This window comes from Humibacillus sp. DSM 29435 (assembly GCF_001758225.1).
Taxonomy (GTDB): Bacteria; Actinomycetota; Actinomycetes; order Actinomycetales; family Dermatophilaceae; genus DSM-29435.
Map to the genome: position 1 here is coordinate 57587 of NZ_MAST01000004.1, position 15333 is coordinate 72919.

General features: G+C 71.3%; 13 protein-coding genes. 6 read left to right on the forward strand and 7 right to left on the reverse strand.

The window, feature by feature from the left end:
• Positions 1 to 4: 4 nt before the first annotated feature.
• Positions 5 to 1321: an NAD(P)/FAD-dependent oxidoreductase gene (locus tag BA895_RS04110; protein WP_083282953.1), complete on the reverse strand. Its 1317-nt coding sequence runs from the start codon at positions 1319 to 1321 to the stop codon at positions 5 to 7.
• Positions 1322 to 1532: 211 nt separating this feature from the next.
• Between BA895_RS04110 and BA895_RS04115 the strand changes: the two genes are divergently transcribed.
• From BA895_RS04115 to BA895_RS04140, 6 genes are all read left to right on the forward strand, one after another.
• Positions 1533 to 1961 carry an SRPBCC family protein gene (locus BA895_RS04115; protein WP_070190623.1) on the forward strand — a complete coding sequence of 143 codons (429 nt, stop codon included), beginning with the start codon at positions 1533 to 1535 and terminating at the stop codon, positions 1959 to 1961.
• Positions 1962 to 2061: 100 nt separating this feature from the next.
• On the forward strand, positions 2062 to 3039 hold the full coding sequence (locus BA895_RS04120) for a MerR family transcriptional regulator (RefSeq protein ID WP_070190624.1): 978 nt from the start codon (positions 2062 to 2064) through the stop codon (positions 3037 to 3039).
• Positions 3036 to 3800 (forward strand): cobalt-precorrin-6A reductase, encoded by a 765-nt coding sequence (locus BA895_RS04125; RefSeq protein WP_070190625.1) that lies wholly within the window; start codon positions 3036 to 3038, stop codon positions 3798 to 3800. The genes BA895_RS04120 and BA895_RS04125 overlap by 4 nt, the downstream gene beginning before the upstream one ends.
• A 115-nt stretch (positions 3801 to 3915) precedes the next feature.
• The gene (locus tag BA895_RS04130; RefSeq protein WP_070190626.1) at positions 3916 to 4749 is read left to right on the forward strand and encodes a pyruvate, water dikinase regulatory protein; all 834 of its coding nucleotides are present in this window, start codon (positions 3916 to 3918) and stop codon (positions 4747 to 4749) included.
• Positions 4746 to 7133 (forward strand): phosphoenolpyruvate synthase, encoded by a 2388-nt coding sequence (ppsA, locus tag BA895_RS04135; protein ID WP_070190627.1) that lies wholly within the window; start codon positions 4746 to 4748, stop codon positions 7131 to 7133. Before BA895_RS04130 ends, ppsA begins: the two co-directional genes overlap by 4 nt.
• 33 nt (positions 7134 to 7166) lie before the next feature.
• Positions 7167 to 7811 carry an AmiS/UreI family transporter gene (locus tag BA895_RS04140; RefSeq protein ID WP_254666312.1) on the forward strand — a complete coding sequence of 215 codons (645 nt, stop codon included), beginning with the start codon at positions 7167 to 7169 and terminating at the stop codon, positions 7809 to 7811.
• Between the two features lie 13 nt (positions 7812 to 7824).
• Here the strand turns inward: BA895_RS04140 and BA895_RS04145 are convergent, their stop codons facing one another.
• From BA895_RS04145 to BA895_RS04170, 6 genes are read right to left on the reverse strand one after another with little or no spacing between them, the layout of a single operon-like run.
• A complete protein-coding gene (locus tag BA895_RS04145; protein WP_070190628.1) occupies positions 7825 to 8784 on the reverse strand; it encodes a cobalamin biosynthesis protein in 960 nt (319 codons plus the stop codon).
• Positions 8781 to 9827, reverse strand: a complete 1047-nt coding sequence (gene cobA, locus BA895_RS04150) for a uroporphyrinogen-III C-methyltransferase (RefSeq protein ID WP_070190629.1) — start codon at positions 9825 to 9827, stop codon at positions 8781 to 8783. Before cobA ends, BA895_RS04145 begins: the two co-directional genes overlap by 4 nt.
• Positions 9799 to 10857 (reverse strand): Rv2231c family pyridoxal phosphate-dependent protein CobC, encoded by a 1059-nt coding sequence (gene cobC, locus BA895_RS04155; protein WP_070190630.1) that lies wholly within the window; start codon positions 10855 to 10857, stop codon positions 9799 to 9801. Before cobC ends, cobA begins: the two co-directional genes overlap by 29 nt.
• Positions 10854 to 12551: a cobyrinate a,c-diamide synthase gene (locus tag BA895_RS04160; protein ID WP_070190631.1), complete on the reverse strand. Its 1698-nt coding sequence runs from the start codon at positions 12549 to 12551 to the stop codon at positions 10854 to 10856. The genes cobC and BA895_RS04160 overlap by 4 nt, the downstream gene beginning before the upstream one ends.
• Positions 12545 to 13156: a cob(I)yrinic acid a,c-diamide adenosyltransferase gene (cobO, locus tag BA895_RS04165; protein WP_217493818.1), complete on the reverse strand. Its 612-nt coding sequence runs from the start codon at positions 13154 to 13156 to the stop codon at positions 12545 to 12547. Before cobO ends, BA895_RS04160 begins: the two co-directional genes overlap by 7 nt.
• On the reverse strand, positions 13156 to 15297 hold the full coding sequence (locus BA895_RS04170) for a putative cobaltochelatase (RefSeq protein WP_070190632.1): 2142 nt from the start codon (positions 15295 to 15297) through the stop codon (positions 13156 to 13158). Before BA895_RS04170 ends, cobO begins: the two co-directional genes overlap by 1 nt.
• Positions 15298 to 15333: the final 36 nt, after the last annotated feature.

Sequence of the window (15333 nt, forward strand, 5' to 3'; positions counted from 1 at the left end):
GCGGTCACCACCGGGCGCCGAGCGACTCAGCGGCCTCGACGCCGGAGCGGCAACCGTCCTCGTGGAAGCCCCAGCCGAGGTGCGCCCCGGCGAAGGCCAGGCGGTCGCCCCCGCCCTGTCGCAGGCGGGCCGCGGCGGCCACGGCATCCGTCGTGAAGATCGGGTGGTCGTAGGTCATCCGGGCGATGACGGTGGCCGGGTCGACGTGGCCCTCCGGGTTGAGCGTGACGACGTGGTCGTCAGCGCCTTCGATGCCGTGCAGCCGGTTCATCCAGTAGCTGACCATCACGTCGGGCGCCGGGGCGTCGCAGGCGGTCATGCGGTAGTTCCACGACGCCTTCGCTCGCTGGGCGCTGGGCAGCACCGAGCTGTCACGGTGCAGCCAGGTCGGGTTGCGCGAGTAGCGGATGGCAGCGAGGTCGGTCTTCTCGTCAGGGGTCGCGTCGGCGAGCAGGTCGAGGGCCTGGTCTGCGTGGGTGGCGACGACGGCCTTGTCGAACGTTCGGTCGGGCGCGCCCTCGACGCGCACGTCGACCCCGTCGGCGTGCCGCGTCACAGCCTGGACGCGGCTCTGCCGGCGCACGTCGCCCAGACGCTCGACGAGCTTGTCGACGTAGGTGGCCGAGCCGCCGGTGACCGTTCGCCACGTCGGAGAACCGCCGACGGTGAGCATGCCGTGGTGGTCGAGGAAGCGGAAGAGGTGGCGGGCCGGGTAGGAGGCGGCGTCGAGGTCACCGCACGACCAGACGCAGGCCACGAGCGGCACGGCGAAGTGGCGCACGAAGTAGGTCGAGAACTTCTGGGCAGCGAGGAACTCGCCCCAGGTGGGGTCGGTCGACTCGTCGGCCAGCAGGCTGCGGGCCGCCTTGTGAAAGCGGGGCACCTCGGTGAGCAGACGAACAAAACGCGGGTCGGCGGCCCGCCACGGCTGGGCGAACATCGCGCCGGCCCCTCGGCCCCCGGCGTACTGCAGACCGCAGCCCGCACAGGCGATGCTCATGCTCATCTCGGTGGGCTGGGTGGGCACGTCGAGCTCGGCGAAGAGGCGCAGCAGGTGCGGGTAGGTGCGCTCGTTGTGCACGATGAAGCCGCTGTCGATGCGCAGCGCCCGCCCGGCCGACGTGACGTCGTGGGTGTGGGCGTGGCCACCGATGCGGTCATCGGCCTCGAAGAGGGTGACCTCGTGGGTGCGACTCAGCACATGCGCAGCCGTGAGCCCCGAGATGCCGGCGCCGATGACTGCGACCGTGGGCCGACCGGTCGGTGTCTGCCCGGCCGCGGTAGCGGTAGCGGTGTCCTCCGGTGGGGGCGTGCTGCTCACCGAGTCCTCCTGAGGTGGTTCGTTCGTGGTGGTGATGGCCGGCGACCGGTTGATCGGCGACAGCGGAGGTTCGGTGCGGACCGCCGTGCAGATTGGACCGGATGTCGCGAACGGTGAGCTCTCACACGCGTGGAGACCGGCATCCGGTTGTCCATCGACCTTCTACAGCGTAGGGTCGGTGTCTAAGGTTTGTCAAAGGTTTGGAGAACCCATGGAGATCGTCCGAACGGTGACCGTCGACCGGTCCATCGACCAGGTCTGGGGCTACCTCAGCGACTTCACGCACACGACCGACTGGGACCCGGGCACGGTGCGTACCGAGCGCACCTCGGGTGACGGCGGCGTCGGTACCCGCTACCACAACGTCTCGAAGTTTCTGGGGCGTCAGACCGAGCTGGACTACCAGGTCGACGAGTTCACCCCGAACGAGAAGCTCGCCCTACGCGGTGAGAACGCGACCGTCGTGGCCCACGACACGATGACCCTCTCGGGCTCGGCAGAACGCACCACGGTGACCTACCGGGCCGCCTTCGAGTTCAAGGGGATCGCCAAGCTGGTCGCGCCCCTGCTCGCCCCCGCGCTGCGCAGGCTCGGCGACGAGGCCGAGGCCGGGTTGCGTGAGGCGCTCACGCAGCTCTGAGGGCCCTGGGGCCAGCGGCACCCAGCGGCATTCAGCGGCATTCAGCGGCATTCATCGGCAGAGGCGGCCGACCCAGGGACCGAGATGGAGGGAGCAGTCGGTGTTCACGATCAAGCGCGCGGCGGAGATGACGGGCATCAGCGTGGCCACGCTGCGGGCCTGGGAGCGCCGCTACGGCGTGGTGCATCCCCAGCGCTCCGACGGCGGCTACCGGCTCTACTCCGACGGCGACGTGAGAGCGCTCGCGATCATGAACTCCCTCGTCAACGAGGGCTGGTCAGCCAAGGAGGCAGCGGCCGAGACGCTCGCGCGGCTGTCGAACGACACGCTGACCACCGACGGGCCGTGGGAACCCGGGCTGCCGTCGCCGCCACGCCGGGCCGAGGCTCCCGACCAGATGGCGTCGGCGCGCGTCGATGGTTACGCCGGCCTGCCGGCCTCCACCGTCTTCACCTCGTTCACCGAGGACACGGAGGCCTTCGTCGACGCCGCTCGCCGACTCGACGTCAACGCCATCACCGCGGTGCTCGACTCGAGGTTCGCCGTGGGCCGCTTCGAGACGGTCGTCGACGACTGGCTCATGCCGGCGCTCCAACGCGTCGGAGAGGCCTGGGCCGACGGACGCATCAGCGTGGCCGGTGAGCACCTCGTCTCGTACGCCGTGCAGGGCAGGCTCTCGGCGGCCTACGAGGCGGCGTCCAACCTCGGCTCCGGCCCGGTCGTCATCGTCGGGCTGGCGCCCGGAGCCCACCATGAGCTCGGACTGCTGGCCTTTGCCGTCGCCGCTCGCCGCTCGGGCTTCGCCACCGTCTACGTCGGGGCCGACCTGCCGGCCGACGACTGGGTCGGCGCCGTGACGACCAGGGGTGCGGCGGCCGTGGTCATGGCTGTGCCTCGCGAGATCGATATCGCGGCGACCGGAGTCATCGCCGACCGTCTGCGCGCGGCCTATCCGCGACTGGTGATCGGTATCGGTGGCCGTCAGCAGGGCGCCATCGGGTCGGGCTGTGTGCACCTCGGCCACGGAATCGGCTCTGCCGTCACCGAGCTCGTGCGCAGGGTGCGCGTCCCCGCGTGAACCCAACCTTCGCGAGCTCTTCGCCCCGGGTCCTCGTGCTCGGGGGGACGGGCGAGGCGCGGTCGCTCGCCGCAGTGCTCGTGGGGGAGGGGTGGTCGGTGGTCTCGAGTCTGGCGGGGCGGGTCTCGGCGCCTGCGCTACCGGTGGGGGAGCTGCGCACCGGTGGGTTCGGAGGGGTTGAGGGCCTGATGGTCTACCTTGCCGCTGAACCGATCGCCGCGGTCGTCGACGCGACGCACCCGTTCGCCGCGAACATCACCGCGCACGCAGCCCAGGCGGCGACGGCATCCGGTGTGCCGCTGCTTCGGCTGCAACGGCCCGGCTGGTCGACGCACGAGCTCGCCTCGACGTTCCACTGGGTCGACTCCGTGGGCGAGGCCCGAGTCGCCGCCGAACCCCACCGCCGGCCGTTCCTCACCACGGGGCGTCAACAGCTGCACGAGTTCGCCGGCTGGCACGACCGCTACGTGCTCGCGCGCGTCGTAGACCCGCCCGACTGGGTGGTTCCGGCGACGTGGGAGGTGCTGCGGGCGCGGGGGCCCTACACGCACGCCGCCGAGCTCGACCTCATGTCGAGCCGGGCCATCGACGTGCTCGTCACGAAGGACTCCGGCGGGCCTCTCACCGAGGCCAAGCTGCGGGCCGCCACCGATCTCGACGTCGCCGTGGTGGTCGTGCGCCGCCCCGCCCTGCCCACGGGCCTGGTCGTCGTCGACACCGTCGGGGCCGCCCGTGACTGGCTGCAGCGCCTCCCGCCGTAGCCTGCCGCGGGTGGCCCTCATCGGTGGTCAGCTTTGGCGGTTGCCCTCAGGTTCCGATAGACATGGGTCGGCAGGCGCGTCGAGGCGCCCGCCGAGGGAAGGGGAGAGTCTGCGCATGGCTGCCGACGAGGGCATCGTGCAGGTCTTCTTCCTGTCTGACAGCACCGGCATCAGCGCCGAAACCATGGGCAACGCCCTTCTGATCCACTTCTCGCAGCTGCGGTTCGAGCGAAGGCTCATCCCCTTCATCGCCAGTGTCGCCGAAGCCCGCCGGGTGGTGGCCGTGCTCGACGAGGCCGCCGACGGTCCGGGTATGGCGATCGCCTTCACGACGGCCGCCACCGACGAGATCCGTGAGGTGCTGCTCACCACCCGTTGCCCGGTCATCGACTTCTTCGAACTGCACATGTCGCGGGTCGAGTCGGTATTCGGGGTCACGGCCGAGCGCTCCATCGCGAAGCTGCACGGTGTCGGCGACGTGCAGCGCTACAACGCGCGCATGTCCGCGATCGAGTACGCCATCGAGCACGACGACGGCCAGAGCCTGCGGGCCCTCGACAAGGCCGACGTCGTCCTGGTGGCGCCCTCACGGTGCGGCAAGACCCCCACCACGATGTACCTCGCGCTGCAGCACGGCCTCTTCGTGGCCAACTACCCGCTCGTCGAGGAGGATCTCGATGCCTCCGAGCTGCCCCGCCCGGTGCGTCACCTGCGCGAGCGGTGCATCGGCATCCTCGCCGACGCGAAGCGGCTCTCAGAGGTGCGTCAGGCTCGCCGGCCCAACTCGCGCTACGCCTCGATGGAGCAGTGCCGGTTCGAGCTGCGGCAGGCCGAGGCCATGTATCACGCGAACCGTATACCGGTCATCAACTCGACGACGCGGTCGGTCGAAGAGATGTCGACCCTGATCATCCAGATCCTCCAGTCACGAACGAAGGACAGGTCATGAGTGAGAGTGTGAAGTGGTTCTCCGCCCTGGGCATGGGCGACCTCGAGGAGGTCGGCGGCAAGAACGCGTCGCTCGGCGAGATGATCAGCAACCTCGCGTCAGCCGACGTGCGGGTGCCCGACGGGTTCGCCACGACGGCCCACGCCTTTCGCGAGTTCCTGGCCCAGTCAGGGCTGGCCGAGCGGATCACCACCCTCATGTCGGGGCTCGACACCGACGACGTCGACGCGCTGGCCCGCGTCGGCAAGCAGGTGCGGCAGGCGATCATCGACCAGCCGCTGCAGCCCGAGCTGGAGCAGCCGGTGCGGGAGGCCTACGCGCAGCTCGTGGGCGACGACGACCAGATGTCGTTCGCCGTGCGCTCGTCGGCCACCGCTGAAGACCTTCCCGACGCCTCGTTCGCCGGCCAGCAGGAGACCTTTCTCAACATCCGTGGCATCGACGCGGTGCTGCAGGCCATCCACGAGGTCTTCGCCTCGCTCTACAACGACCGCGCCATCGCCTACCGCGTGCACCACGGCTTCGAGCACGAGCACGTGGCGCTCTCGGCGGGAGTGCAACGCATGGTGCGCTCTGACGTCGGCGCCTCGGGGGTGATGTTCACGATGGACACCGAGTCGGGTTTCACGGATGCCGTCTTCGTCACCGCGTCGTACGGGCTCGGTGAGTCGGTGGTGCAGGGCGCGGTCAACCCCGACGAGTGGTACGTCTGGAAGCCTGGGCTGGCCGCCGGGCACCCGGCCGTGCTCAAGCGCGGCCTCGGGGGCAAGGCCATCAAGATGATCTTCACCGACGACCCCTCGGTGGGGCGCACCACCGAGTTCGTCGACGTCGAGCCGGCCGACCGGGCGCGGTTCAGCCTCACCGACGCCGAGGTGTCAGAGCTGGCTCGCCTCGCCGTCTCCATCGAGACCCACTACGGCCGGCCGATGGACATCGAGTGGGGCAAGGACGGCGTCGACGGGCTGCTCTACGTGCTGCAGGCGCGCCCTGAGACGGTGCAGTCACGCCGATCGGCCTCGACCATCGAGCGCTACCGCGTGGCCGGGTCAGACTCTGACCGTTCGGTGCTCGTCGAGGGCCGTGCGATCGGGCAGAAGGCCGGAGCCGGGCCGGTGCGGGTGCTGGCGAGCGCCGAGGCGATGCGCGACTTCGTCACCGGTGAGGTGCTCGTCGCCGACATGACCGACCCCGACTGGGAACCGATCATGAAGCGGGCCAGCGCGATCGTGACCAACCGGGGCGGCCGCACCTGCCACGCGGCCATCATCGCCCGAGAGCTCGGCATCCCGGCTGTCGTCGGCACCGGGTCGGCCACCCTCGAGCTCGCAGACGGCCACGAGGTCACCGTCTCGTGCGCCGAGGGCGACACCGGTTTCGTCTACGACGGCATCCTGGCGATCGACGTCGAGTCGACCGACCTCGGCGACATGCCGCCGGTCGACGTCGGCATCATGATGAACGTCGGCACGCCTGACCAGGCCTTCGGCTTCTCGATGCTGCCCAACCAGGGTGTCGGTCTCGCCCGGCTCGAGTTCATCATCAACCGCCAGATCGGCATCCACCCCAAGGCACTGCTCGACCACGCGGCCGGCACCCTCGCCGCCGACGACGCCGACCTGGCCGCCCGCATCGACGAGGAGGTCGAGGCCTACGCGGGCCCGCGCGAGTTCTTCGTGCAGCGCGTGGCCGAGGGCGTCTCGACCATCGCCGCCGCCTTCCACCCCAAGCCGGTCATCGTGCGGATGAGCGACTTCAAGTCGAACGAGTACGCCAACCTGGTCGGCGGGCGCCGCTACGAGCCCATCGAGGAGAACCCGATGCTCGGCTACCGGGGGGCCTCTCGCTACCTCTCGGCCGACTTCGCCGACTGCTTCGCCATGGAGGCCGAGGCGCTGCGCTACGTGCGTGACGAGATGGGCCTGACGAACATCAAGATCATGATCCCGTTCGTGCGTACCCTCACCGAGGCCGCCGGCGTCATCGCGCTGCTCGGCGAGCACGGGCTGCGGCGCGGAGAGAACGGTCTGCAGGTGATCATGATGTGCGAGCTGCCCTCGAACGCGGTCATCGCCGACCAGTTCCTCGAGCACTTCGACGGTTTCTCGATCGGCAGCAACGACATGACCCAGCTGACCCTCGGTCTCGACCGCGACTCCAGCCTCGTGGCGGCCGGGTTCGATGAGCGCGACCCTGCGGTCAAGTACCTGCTCGGGTTGGCCATCGCCGCGTGCAAGAAGTCGGGCAAGTACGTCGGCATCTGCGGGCAGGGCCCCTCCGACCACCCTGACCTGGCTGAGTGGCTGCTCGACCAGCACATCGACACCATCTCGCTCAACCCCGACACGGTCGTCAGCACCTGGACGGCTCTTGCCAAGCGCTGATCCGAGCGGTCGACCGTTCGCAGGCACGGGCGGGTGGCAGCCGTGAGCGACGTCGGGCTGCTGTTCGTCGGAGCGGTGCTCATCGTCAACGGAGTCATGCTGGCCGGCCGAATGTCCGCGCTGGCCGCCGCGCCGTTGAACTTCTTCGTCGGCACCCTGCAGGTGGTCACCCCGACCTTCCTGATCATGACGGCGGCCGGCGACCGGGAGGTCATCGCGGCGGCCAGTGGTCTCTACCTGTTCGGGTTCACCTACCTGTGGGTTGGCATCAACGCCGTAACCGGGTGGCCCGGCCAGGGGCTCGGCTGGTTCTCGCTCTTCGTGGCGGTGGCGGCGCTCGGCTACGCGGCCTCCGTCTGGGCGGGTGGCGGCCGGGTCTTCGTCGTCATCTGGCTCGCCTGGTCGGTGCTGTGGTTCCTCTTCTTCCTGACGCTCGCGCTTGAGCGCGACGACCTCACCCGGTTCACCGGAGCGGTCGCGGTCATCGAAGGGGTGCTCACTGCGGCGGTGCCGGCGGGACTCGCCCTGTCGGGGCTGTGGCGCGACAGTGACGCCGCAGCCGCCACGCTGGCGGTGTTGCTGGCGGTGCTGATGGCGGTGTCGTGGAGGCTGACCCGGGCGCCGGGCCCCCGAGTGAGGCGGCCGACGGAAACGTCGCAGACGGCTCACCGGCCCTGACGCAGCCAGGGGTTCAGCCGCGCCGCTCCCTTCGCCCCCGCGCTCGGCCGAGCCCGAACGAAGCCGTAGCGGCCAGGGCCAGAGCAGCGCTGGAGACTCGCCGGGCCAGTCGGGTGGCGGGCTCGATGGCGGCAACCCCGGCGGGTCGGCCACGGCCGAGCCGACCGCGGTTCTCGGCACCGCCGTCGTAGAGGTTCGTCCCGCCCAACGACACTCCAAGCACACCGGCGAACGCCGCCTCCACGACTCCACCGTTGGGGCTGGGGTGGGCCGGAGCGTCGCGCCGGATCGCCGACAGGCCCTCGCGTATCCCGCCCTGCCCGACGCCGGGGGACAACGCCAGGGCGAGGATGCCGCTGAGCCGGGCCGGCGCCCAGTTGACGATGTCGTCGAGCCGGGCTGCGCACCAACCGAACTCGGCGTAGCGCTCTGAGCGGTGACCGATCATTGCGTCGAGGGTGTTGACCGCCCGGTAGCCCAGCAATCCCGGCACGCCGAACGTGGCGCCCCAGACCAGCGGGGCCACGACGGCATCCGACGTGTTCTCGGCCAGCGACTCGACACAGGCGCGCGCCACCTCGTCGGCGTCGAGAGCGCTCGTCTTGCGGCCGACGAGGTTTTGCACCTGGAGGCGGGCGGCCGCCAGGTCGTCAGCGCGCAGCTGACCGTCGATGATCGCGGCCTCTCGGGCGAGCGATCGGCCGCCGAGCACCGCCCAGGTGGCCGCTGCGGTGACGAGGGTGTGCGCCAACCCGTGGCGGCCTGACGTTCGCTCGGCCACCACCCCGAGAGCCGACGCACCGCCGGCCAGCACGACGACGTGAACCACCCCCCGTGATCGCCGCTGGGCGTACGTGTGCTTCTCGAGGCGGGTGGCGACCGACCCGAAACCGCCCACCGGGTGCCAACGGCGAGGGTCGCCGACGAGCTGGTCGACGAACCACCCGAGGGCGAGCCCGACCGCGCGACTCATGACGTGACATCGAGCGCGGCGACCGCTCCGATGACGACGACCGCCGGCGCGCCGAGCCCGGCGGCGGCCGAGACACCGGCGATGTCTGCGACCGTGGCCCGCACCGTGCGCATGCTCGGCAGCCCGGCGTCGGCCACCACCGCTGCGGGTGTCGACGGGTCGAGACCCTGCGTCACGAGCTCGGCCGTCACGGCGGGCAGGGTTGCGACACCCATGAGCACGACGATCGTGGTGTTGGCCCGGGCGATGGCGCTCCAGTCGAGGGTGCTGCGCGGATCATGCGGCGGCACGTGGGCGCTCACGACGGTGAAGCCCTGAACCAGGGTGCGGTGCGTGAGGGGGATGCCGGCCAACGCCGGCCCCGCGACGCTCGAGGTCACCCCGGGAACGACGACGACCGGGATGCCGGCCGCTCCGCACGCCTCGGCCTCTTCGCCGCCGCGCCCGAAGACGAAGTTGTCACCCCCCTTGAAGCGGACGACGCAGCGCCCGGCTCGGGCGTGCTCGACTATGAGCGTGTTGATCCGCTCCTGTGGCGTGAAGGTCCCTCTCGGGATCTTCCCGACGTCGACGACGATGGCGTCGGGACGGGCCTGCGACAGGGCGGCCAGCGGTACCAGCCGGTCGTGCACGATCACGTCAGCGGTGCGCAGCGCCTCGAGACCGGCGACGGTGATCAGGCCCGGGTCGCCGGGCCCCCCGCCGACGAGGGTGACCGTGCCTCGTACCGGTGCTGGCGTCGAGGTAGCCGAGGTGGTGGTGGCCGCGATGGAGGTCGTGTGGCCCCCTCGCCCCGCCCGGATGACGACGGTGAAGCCGGCTTCGTCCTCGACGGCCAAATTCTCGTCGAGCGACACCAGCCCCCGTTCGACGAGGTCGAGCACGCTGGTCGGTAGCGCGGCATCATCGGACCGGATGGTGACCTGGGCGCCGTCGCGCAACAGGGCGTCGATGGTCGCTGCAGTGTGTCTGTCGACCCCTGACAGGAGCACCCGCTCACCCCGGAAGCTGAGGTCACGCAGCACGAGACGACTCCCTGACATCGGCGAGGGCAGCGACCAGCTGCCGCGAGATCGCAGGGTGTCGAACGGCCACCCTGATCCAGGTCGGGCCGAGGCCGGGGAAGCTCTCGCCCCGCCGCACCGCGAGGCCTCTGTCGCCCAGCGCTGCCCGGAGCGACCCCGGGCCGAAGGCCGAGGTGTCGATGAGCACGAACGGGGCCCGTGAGGGGTGCCGCACCGGCAGACCCACCTCGGCGAGTCCGAACTCGAGTTCCGTTCTCCACGAGTCGAACCGGCCTGCAGCAGCCTGCGCCTCGGCCACCGCCGCTGGGGTCGCGGTGGCCACCATCGCGGCCAGTGCAGGCGTCGACACCGACCACGGCGGTTGCGCCGCACCGAGCGCCGCGATGAGGTCAGGGTCGCCGACGACGTAGCCGGCGCGTAGCCCGGCCAGGCCCCAGGTCTTGGTCAGCGACCGCAGCACCAGCAGACCCCGCAGGTTCTGCAAACTGTCGCCGATGACCGACTCCGGCTCGCCCGGTACGGCATCCATGAAGGCCTCGTCAACCACGAGCGTGCGCCCCGGGCGCCGGAGCGCGTGGAGGCGGTCGGCCGAGTGCAGCACTCCGGTCGGGTTGGTGGGGTTGCCGACGAAGACCAGGTCAGCCTGGCCATGAGCGCGCTCGAGCTCGTCGACCTCGAGCGCGAAGCCCGTTGCAGGAGAGAGTAGGTGGCGCGTCGGCCGGTGACCGGCGGCGCGCAGGGCGGCCTCGGGCTCGGTGAACTGCGGGTGCACCACGACGGCCGCCTGGGGGCGGAGGGCGCGGGCGATCAGCGTGAAGGCCTCGGCTCCCCCCGAGGTCGGGAGCACCGCCTCGACCGGCACCCCGTGGCGTTCCGCGATGGCGTGGGTCGCGGCGGTCGGGTCGGGATAGCGCCCCAGGTCGGCGATCGTGTCGCCGATGACGGCGGCCAGCCACGGCGGCGGTGAGGTCACGCGAACATTGACGGCGAGGTCGATGAGGCCCGGAGTGGCGTCGCGGTCGCCGTGGTGGTGCAGGTCGACCGTCATGATGCTCCTTGGGTCAGCCCGGCCACGGTTCGCGAGGTTGTCGACGGCGCGGCGAGGGCGAACTCGTGCACCGCGTCGGCGAACCGGGCCGCCAGCTGAGGGTGGCCGGCCCAGTGGATGTGCAGGTAGGAGGCGTGCACGGTGGCCCGCCCGGTTCCGGCAGGGTCGAGGCTGAGCCCGTCGGGCCGCCCGTCGAGCAGCCACCCGGGGTGCCCCGCGGTGCCGGCCCGCGTGTACGAAAGTGGCCACTCGACTGAGGGACTGGTACCAGCGCCGACACTCCCAGTCGAGTGGCCACTTTCGTACGTCGCGTGACCAAACCTCTCAGTCGAGTGGCCACTTTCGTACGTCGTGCCGCGACCGGGTGCGACCTTGTCGGCATCGGGCGTGATGGTGGTGCGGTGAAACTCGTGACCGGTGACCCGCTGGCCCGCCGGCCCGAGCAGGGAGTCGACCGTCGCGACCGCCGTTCGGTAGCCCAGGGTCAGCCGCGGGCCCATCGCGGCCGTGGCCGGCAGCGCACCGACCATCTCGTGACCGTCGACGCTCCGGCAGAGATAGAGCAGGCCGGCGCACTCGGCCACCGTCGGCATACCGCCGTTAACGGCCGCCCTGATCGCCTGACGCAGTGCGTGGTTCGCGCTCAGCTCGGTGGCGTGAACCTCCGGGAAGCCGCCGCCGAGGTAGAGGCCCGCGGTGCCGGGCGGCAGGTCGCCGTCGGTGGTCGGGTCGAAGTGCACCGGTTCGAGGCCGGCAGCCCGGAGCAGCTCTTCGGTCTCGGCGTAGCGGAAGGTGAACGACCGCCCACCCGCCACCGCGACGACCGGCCGCCCGGGTCGAGGTATTCCACGACCCCCGGCGGTCGCGGAATACCTCGAACCGGAGCAAGCGGAGGCAAGGGCGGCCGTCGGGCTCCACGGCATCCGGCTGAGATCGGGCGCTGAGTGCGCGATCGTCACGATCGCAGCGAGGTCGAGGTGCTCGGCGACGCGCTCCGCCATCCGGTCGATGGTGGCCGCCGCCTCGACGCGCTCCTCGACGGGCACCAGGCCGAGGTGGCGCGAGGGGGCCTCGATGCCGGCGTCGCGCGGTAGCACCCCGAGAACCGGGAGGCCGGTCGACTCGAGCGCAGCGCGAACCTCTCCGGTGTGCCGGGCACTGGCCGCCTTGTTCAGGATGACGCCGGCGAGCCGCACGTTCGGGTCGAACGTGGCCAGACCGTGCACGATCGCGGCAGCCGTGCGTGACAGGTGGCTGACGTCGAGCACGAGCACGATCGGGCTGCGGGTCAGAGTGGCGACGTGGGCGGTCGAGGCAAAGCCGTCGTGGCCGATGCGCCCGTCGAACAGGCCCATGACCCCCTCGATGACGGCGATGTCGGTCGGCCCGTGGGCCTGCGCCCCGTGCAGCAGCAGCGGTTCGATGAGCGACTCGTCGGTGAGAAAGGGGTCGAGGTTGCGGCCTGGCCTCCCGGTGGCGAGCGAGTGGTAGCCGGGGTCGATGAAGTCGGGCCCGACCTTGAACCCGCCGACGGCGAGGCCCTCTCGGCGCAGCGCCGCCATCAGGCCCGTCGCGACGGTCGTCTTGCCATGTCCGGAGGCAGGGGCAGCGACCACAAGGCGGGGCAGACGCGTGGTTGGCGTGGCCGTCGCGGTGGCGGTGGTGGCGGGTGAGGGTTCGGGGCGCGTCACCATTCGATGCCTCGCTGACCCTTCTGACCGGAGTCGAAGGGATGCTTGACCTTGGTCATCTCGGTGACGAGGTCGGCCAGGTCGAGCACCGCCTCGGGGCAGCGCCGGCCGGTGATGACGACGTGCTGCTGACCGGGGCGGTCACGCAGGGTGGTCACGACGTCGTCGACGTCGATCCAGCCCCAGGCCATCGGGTAGGTGAACTCGTCGAGCACGTAGAGGCCGTGCTGCTCGGCCGCCATCCGGCGTTTGATCTCGGCCCAGCCCTCGACGGCCGTGGCCGCGTGGTCGTCGTCGGTGCCCTCCTTGCGGCTCCACGACCAGCCGGCCCCCATCTTGTGCCACTCCATCGGGCCGCCTCGGCCCGTCTCTTGGTGCAGCTCGGCCAGGGTCTCGACGGCGGTCTGCTCACCGATGCGCCATTTCGCGCTCTTGACGAACTGGAACACCCCGACCGACCAGCCCTGGTTCCAGCCGCGCAGGGCCAACCCGAAGGCGGCCGTCGACTTGCCCTTGCCGTCACCGGTGTTGACGATGACCAGTGGGCGGTTGCGGCGCTGCCGAGTCGTGAGGCCGTCGTCGGGCACCGTGGTGGGCTGACCCTTCATCAGGCCACCCACCTTGCGCCAGAGGCGATCTCGCGCATCGACGTGTGGGCGCGTGAGGCCTCGACGATGGTCGAGGCCGCGACCTCGTCGACGGGCAGGTGCTCGGCTCCGAGCTGGGTGGCCAGCCGCGCGGCCAGCCCGAGCCGGAAGCGGCCCGACTCACAGTCGATGACCACCGAGTCGACGCCCTCGTAGGCGAGGTGGCCGGCCACGGCCGCGGTCCGCTCGAGCGGGTGGGCGCCTGAGGTTGCCCTCCCGTCGGTCACGACCACGAGCAGTGGGCGGCGGCGCGGGTCGCGGATGCGTTCGAGCCGCAGGGTCTCGTGCGCCAGGAGCAGCCCCTCGGCCAGCGGCGTACGTCCACCGTGCGGAAGGTCGTCGAGGCGACGGGCGGCCACGTCGATGGAGCCGGTGGGCGGCAGCACGAGGTGGGCGCCGTCGCCGCGAAAGGTGATCATGCCGACCTTGTCGCGCCGCTGGTAGGCGTCGAGCAGCAGCGAGAGCACGGCCGTCTTCACCGACTCCATCCGCTTGCGCGCGGCCATCGACCCCGAGGCGTCAACGCACAGCAGGATGAGGTTCGACTCGCGGCCCTGGGTCACGGTGCGACGCAGGTCGGTCGGCTCGAGCAGCACCCGCCCAACGCGACCCCGCGCGAGCTGGTGCGGCGCGGCGGCTCGCAGGGTGGCGGCGAGGTGCACCCGGCCGGTGGCGGCGGTGGTGGAGCCGATGGCGCCCCCGGTCGTCGTGACGGCCCGGCTGCGCCTTCCCGCCTCGCCGTGCCCCAGCCCCCTCGCGGTGAGCACTCGGGCCCGGAAGGGTGTGCCGGACGCGATCGTGCTCACCCGGGCCGGATGCTGCTGGGCCTGGTCGGCCTGGTCGGCCTCGTCGCCCTCGCTCGGCGAAGGGCCGGCTTCAGGCTCCGGCTCGGAGCGGTCGTCGGTCTCCGCCCGGCTGGGCTCGGGGTCGCGCTGGGCCGATCCGTTCGCGTCCGAACGGTTCTCGGTCGGCGGCTGGGGCTGCTCCGACTCGCCAGACTCGCCAGAGCCGTCCGAACCTTCTGAGCCGGTCTGCTCGTCGCTCGATCGCTCGCCCTCGTCGGGTCCCTCGCCCGGGTCGGGCTCAGGGTCATCGCCGAGGATGCGGTCGAGGAGGTCTTCGTCGAGGCCCGGTGCGTCGAAGGGGTTGCGACGCCGGCGGTGCGGCAGGGCGAGGCGGGCCGCGGCTCGCACGTCGGCCCGGGTGACCCGACCGCGCCCGACCCAGGCGGCGTGCGCGATGGCAGCGCGGGCGGTCACGATGTCGGCGCGGAGACCGTCGACCTCGAAGGCCGCACACACCTCGGCGATCTTGGTCAGCATCCGATCGGGCAGCTCGACCGTGCCGACCCGTGCCCGGGCGTCAGCGATGCGTGCGCGCACCGCCTCCTGGTCGGCCGCGAAACGCTCGGCGAACGCGGCGGGCGCCGCGTCGAACGCGAGGCGGCGCCTGACCACCTCGGAGCGCAGGGCCGGCTCACGCGGGGCGGCCACCTCGACGGTGAGGCCGAACCGGTCGAGCAGCTGCGGTCGCAGCTCACCCTCCTCGGGGTTCATCGTGCCCACGAGCACGATGCGTGCCGCGTGCGACACCGACACCCCGTCGCGTTCGACGGTGTTGCGTCCCATCGCCGCGGCGTCGAGCAGCAGGTCGACCAGATGGTCGTGCAGCAGGTTCACCTCGTCGACGTAGAGGATGCCGCGGTTGGCGGCGGCGAGCAGGCCCGGCTCGTAGGCCGTCACCCCCGACCCGAGGGCCGCCTTGAGGTCGAGCGAACCGACCACGCGGTCGTCGGTGGCCCCGACGGGCAGCTCGACCAGCCGCGCGGGGCGGTAGGCCGCGGCCACGTCGTCAGGGTGCGGGCCGTCGGGGCAGCCGGGGTCAGCGGCATCCGGGTCACACCCGAACCGGCAGCCGGCCACGACCGCCTGCTCAGGCATGACGGCGGCCAGGCCACGCACCATCGTCGACTTGGCCGTGCCCTTCTCGCCGCGCACGAGCACCCCGCCGACCTGCGGTGACACGGTGGTGAGCACGAGAGCCAGGGCCATGTCGTCAGAACCGACCACGGCAGAGAACGGGAAGACCGAGAGGTCACTCATGAAGCCTCCTGCGGGTGCCTCGCCCGCGTGGGTTGA